This window comes from Streptomyces niveiscabiei (genome assembly GCF_001419795.1).
GTDB lineage: Bacteria > Actinomycetota > Actinomycetes > Streptomycetales > Streptomycetaceae > Streptomyces > Streptomyces niveiscabiei.
Genome location: NZ_LIRL01001255.1, coordinates 1 through 4,494 on the forward strand (window position 1 = coordinate 1; position 4,494 = coordinate 4,494).

Sequence of the window (4,494 nt, forward strand, 5' to 3'; positions counted from 1 at the left end):
CCCACACCCCGTCCGGCGTCGCGTCCGTCACATGGCGCCCGCCGATGACGTGCACGCCCTCCCGGTGCCCGGCGTCGAGCAGCACGCGCGCCGCGTCCCGCCCCGCGTTCACCTCGTCCGGCAGGACGCCCGGCGCCCGCGCGTCCCGCTCGTAGCAGTTGAGCAGCACCACCCGGGCGTCCCGCAGCGCGGCGGGCAACCGGACCTCGCGGCTGTACATCGTGGCGTACACGAACCCGTCCACCTGCCGGTCCAGCATCCCCTCGACGAGCCGGGTCTCCGTCTGTGCGTCGCCCTCGGTCTCCGCGACGAACAGGACGTGCTCGCGGGCGCCCGCCGCGTCGAGGGCGCCGTGGATGACCTCGCCCGCGAACTGGGTCGTCGCGATGGTGTCGGAGATCAGGGCGACGGTCCTGGTCACCGAGGTGCGCAGGCCGCGCGCGGTGAGGTTGGGCCGGTAGCCGAGTTCGCGCGCGGCGCGCCGTACCCGGTCCTCGGCGTCGCCCGAGATGCGCATGTCGCGGCGGCCGGCGAGGACGAAGGACGCCGTGGTCGGCGACACCCCCGCCCGGCGGGCCACGTCGGTCATGGTGACGCGTCGTCGGCTCAAATGCGGTCCTCCGCACGGTGCTTGACAGGGTCTTGGGCAGGGCTCATGCTCACTGCTAAATCTATTTAGCACCGGTGAAAGCCGCCTTGGCAACCGTCCTGGACCCACCCTTGGGGACCGGCGGTGCCGAGACCACCGGAACCGGCCGTCGCGGCCTCCCCACCGGCACGTCCGGAGCCGCCGGACCGTGTCCGCCACCACGACCCCGACCGGGACTCCCCGGTCCCTCCCTCGTGACCCAGGCAAGGAGTGCTCCATGTACGAAGGCACGGCGAAACCCTGGCCGGCCCTGATGATTCCGCTGATATTCCTCGCAGCCGCGTGCAGCGCCCCCGGCTCCGACGCCCCGGCAGCCTCCGGCGACACGGCGGTCAGCACCTCCCTCGGCACCGGCGAGGTCACGCTCCAGATGTACGCCGAGACCGGGTTCCCGCTGGCCAAGGCGCTGGCCGACGAGTTCACCCGGCAGCATCCGAACGTCACCTTCAAGGTGCGCGAGGACCAGTTCACGGTGCTCGTCGAGAACGCGCCGCGCGTCCTGGCCGGGGACAACGCGCCGGACATCATGCGGCTGCCGACCATGGTCGACCTGGTCAAGGACAACCTGCTGAAGGACCTCGACCCCTACGCCAAGGCGTACGGCTGGGACAGGTTCCCCGCCTCCCAGCTCGCGCAGCTCCGGGTGGACAAGGCGGGTCAGCGCGGATCGGGGCCGCTGTACGGCGCCGGGCTCGGGTACAGCGTCACCGGCGTCTTCTACAACAAGGACCTCGCGAAGAAGGCGGGCATGAGCGGAGTGCCCGGGAGCGTCGCCGAGTTCGAGGCGCTGCTCGCCCAGGCCAAGCGGGCGGGCGTCCAGCCGATCGTGCAGTTCAACAAGAACACCGCCGGCATCAACTTCCCCTACCAGGCCCTCCAGAACCAGTTCACCGACCCCGCCCAGGTCAACGACTGGATCTTCCAGAAGACCGGCGCCACCTTCGACACCCCGGCGTCCCTCAAGGCCGCCGAGACCATCGAGAAGTGGGCCAGGGCCGGGTACTTCACCAAGGACGCCAACGCCATGGACTACACCACCATGGTCGGCGACTTCACCGAGGGGCGGGGCCTGTTCATGTTCAACGGGGACTGGGAGTCGGCCAACCTCGACAAGAAGATGCCCGGCAACGTCGGCTTCTTCCTCTTCCCGGCCGAGAAGACCGGGGGCCGGCACGTCGCGATGTCCTCGCCGAACACCTTCGGGATCGGGGCCCGCGCGAAACACCCCAACGAGGCCGCGTACTTCCTCAACTGGCTGCACACGGACGCCAAGGCCCGCAAGATCCTCGTCGACGTCGGCGGCTCCAGCCCCGGCGGGCCCGCCGACCTCGCCGTACCGCAGGCCAAGGCGGGCACGGTCCTCGCGTCGACCCTCGCCGCCTCGCAGCGGCTCGGCGCCGAGAACGGGGCGGTCGACTTCACCGCCAACGCGACCGGGTCCATCTTCGCGTCGGCCATCACACCCGAGCTCCAGAAGCTGATCGTGGGGCAGCAGACGCCCGAGGGGTACGTGAAGGCCGTACAGAAGGAGTACGCGAAGGAGCTGGCGCGGTGAGCACCGTGGCCGAGAAGGAAGCGCGGGCGCTGCCTTCCACAGCCGGCGGTGTGACCGCGAGGCGGCGGGCGGGGACCCGCTGGAGCGGCTGGCTGTTCGTCGTCCCCGCCCTCGCCGTGTACGGATTCTTCGTCCTCAAGCCCCTCCTGACGACCTTTCAGTACTCCCTCTACCGCTGGGACGGCATCGGCCCCTCGGAGTGGGTCGGGCTCGACAACTACCGGACCGTCCTCACCGATCCGGACCTCCTGGAGATCATCGGGCACGCGTTCGTGCTGATCGTCTTCTTCAGCTTCGTCCCCGTGGTCCTCGGCCTGTTCGTCGCGAGCCTCATCCACCGCGTCAGCACCGGCGCGCTCGGTACGGCCGCCCGGACCGTCCTCTTCCTCCCGCAGGTCATCCCGCTCGTCGCCGCCGGCATCGCCTGGAGCTGGGTCCTCAGCACGACCGGCATGGTCAACCAGGTCATGGACGCGATCGGCCTCGGCGCCCACACGCGGGCCTGGCTCGGCGAGTTCGGTACGGCGCTGCCCGCCGTCGGGATCATCGGGGCCTGGGTGATGCTCGGCCTGTGCACGATCCTCCTCGTCACCGGCATGAGCAAGATCGACCCGGCGCTGTACGAGGCCGCGCGCATCGACGGGGCCGGGTCCGTGCGCGAGTTCTTCGCCGTCACCCTGCCGAGCCTGCGCCGCGAGATCGGGATCTGCCTCACGGTGACCGTCATCGCCGCACTCGCCAGCTTCGACATCGTCTACATCTCCACCAGCGGCGGGCCCGGGACCTCGACGACCGTGCCGGGCCTGGAGATCTACCGGCTCGCCTTCGCCCAGCGCCAGGTCGGGCTCGCCTCCGCGCTCGCCGTCGTCCTCATGCTGCTCGTCCTGATCTGCGTCCTGCCGATCCAGCGGCTCTCCCGAGAGGGCAAGTGAAGTGAACATCAGCCGCCGCGAGGCCCTCACCGGGCGGGCGTTCCTCGTCCTGCTCATGCTCGTCACCCTCCTCCCCTTCGTCAGCATGCTGTCCGCCGCCCTCCAGCCCCGGGGCACCGTCCCCTCCGGCCTGGAGTGGCCCTCCGACCCCCACTGGGGGAACTTCGCCGACGCCTTCGACGTCGCGAACATGGGCGCGCTGCTGAACTCCAGCGTCCTCATCGTCCTCGGCGTCGTCCCCGCCGCCGTCGTCCTCGCGACCATGGCCGGGTTCGGCCTCGGCCACCTCAAGGTGCGCGGCGGGGGCCTCGCGATGGGCGTCCTGCTCCTCGGCCTGACCATGCCCTTCGAGGCCGTCATCACCCCGATCTACCACCAGATCGACGACCTCGGCCTCCTCAACACCCGCTGGGCCATCGTCCTCCCGCTCATCGGCCTCTACATGCCCTTCGCGGTGTACTGGATGCGCGCCCACTTCCTCAACGTGCCGAAAGAGTTGTCCGAAGCGGCCCGCGTAGACGGCGCTTCGACCTGGCAGCTCTTCTGGCGCATCCACGTCCCCCTGGCCCGCCCCGCCATCTCCTCCCTCACGATCCTCCTGTTCCTGTGGACCTGGAACCAGTTCCTCCTGAGCATCGTCATGGTCGACGGCCCCACGAAACGCACGATGGCCGGCGCCCTCGGTGCCTTCCAGGGCCAGTGGGGCACCGACCTGGTCCTCCTGTGCGCGGGCTCCCTCCTCATCCTCACGCCCACACTGATCGTGTTCCTCGTCTTCCAACGGCAGTTCGTGAGCGCGCTGTTGCAGGGGTCGGTCAAGGGGTGAGACGGGCGGGCGGGGCCTACCTGACCCGCCCGACTTCCCGCGCAACGCGGCATCGCCGGGGGCGTCGCGCGTCAACCCCGAGACGGGTACGGTGCCTGGGCCCGGAGCGTCAACGCCCGCCGAAGGAGCCGCAATTGATCACCGACCCGACCCTCCTGCGGATCGGCCACGCCGTGGAGCTGCATCACCATCGGGGCCAACGCGCAGCCGCGCGTGAACTGTTCACGGAGATCTGGGCGGACATCGGCGGCGAGGAGGGCGACCCGCTGTACGTGTGCGTGCTCGCGCACGCCATGGCCGATGTGCAGGACGACGTGCGCGAGGAGCTGGAGTGGGATCTGCGGGCGCTCGCCGCTGCCGGGTCGGTCACCGATGAGCGGGCGGCGCGGGCCGGGGTCACGTTGTCGGTGGCCGGGCTGTATCCGTCGCTGCATCTCAACGTGGGGGAGTGCTACCGGAAGGCGGGGGATCTCGGGCGGGCCCGGGAGCATCTTCAGCGGGCGCGGGACACGATCGGGGCGCTGGGGGACGA

At 70.4% G+C, this 4,494-nt stretch carries 5 protein-coding genes; 4 read left to right on the forward strand and 1 reads right to left on the reverse strand.

What is annotated here, in order from left to right; translation table 11 throughout:
- Positions 1 to 610 (reverse strand): LacI family DNA-binding transcriptional regulator (locus tag AOK24_RS42800; RefSeq protein ID WP_240554398.1); only part of this gene is annotated, 610 nt, incomplete at its 3' end.
- A 256-nt stretch (positions 611 to 866) separates the two neighbouring features.
- On the opposite strand from AOK24_RS42800, the gene AOK24_RS42805 reads away from it, so the two are divergent.
- The 4 genes from AOK24_RS42805 to AOK24_RS42820 form a co-directional block, all read left to right on the forward strand.
- The gene (locus tag AOK24_RS42805) at positions 867 to 2,204 is read left to right on the forward strand and encodes an ABC transporter substrate-binding protein (RefSeq protein WP_055725252.1); all 1,338 of its coding nucleotides are present in this window, start codon (positions 867 to 869) and stop codon (positions 2,202 to 2,204) included.
- Positions 2,201 to 3,136 (forward strand): carbohydrate ABC transporter permease, encoded by a 936-nt coding sequence (locus tag AOK24_RS42810; protein ID WP_240554399.1) that lies wholly within the window; start codon positions 2,201 to 2,203, stop codon positions 3,134 to 3,136. The genes AOK24_RS42805 and AOK24_RS42810 overlap by 4 nt, the downstream gene beginning before the upstream one ends.
- A gap of 1 nt (position 3,137) precedes the next feature.
- Positions 3,138 to 3,962 (forward strand): carbohydrate ABC transporter permease, encoded by an 825-nt coding sequence (locus AOK24_RS42815; RefSeq protein WP_055725253.1) that lies wholly within the window; start codon positions 3,138 to 3,140, stop codon positions 3,960 to 3,962.
- A gap of 134 nt (positions 3,963 to 4,096) precedes the next feature.
- A partial coding sequence (locus tag AOK24_RS42820; RefSeq protein WP_063799632.1) for a hypothetical protein occupies positions 4,097 to 4,494 on the forward strand: 398 nt, incomplete at its 3' end.

What these genes read in the sequence shown, in the direction of transcription:
- AOK24_RS42805 (WP_055725252.1), top strand. Translation starts at nt 867, where the DNA reads ATGTACGAAGGCACGGCGAAACCCTGGCCGGCCCTGATGATTCCGCTG.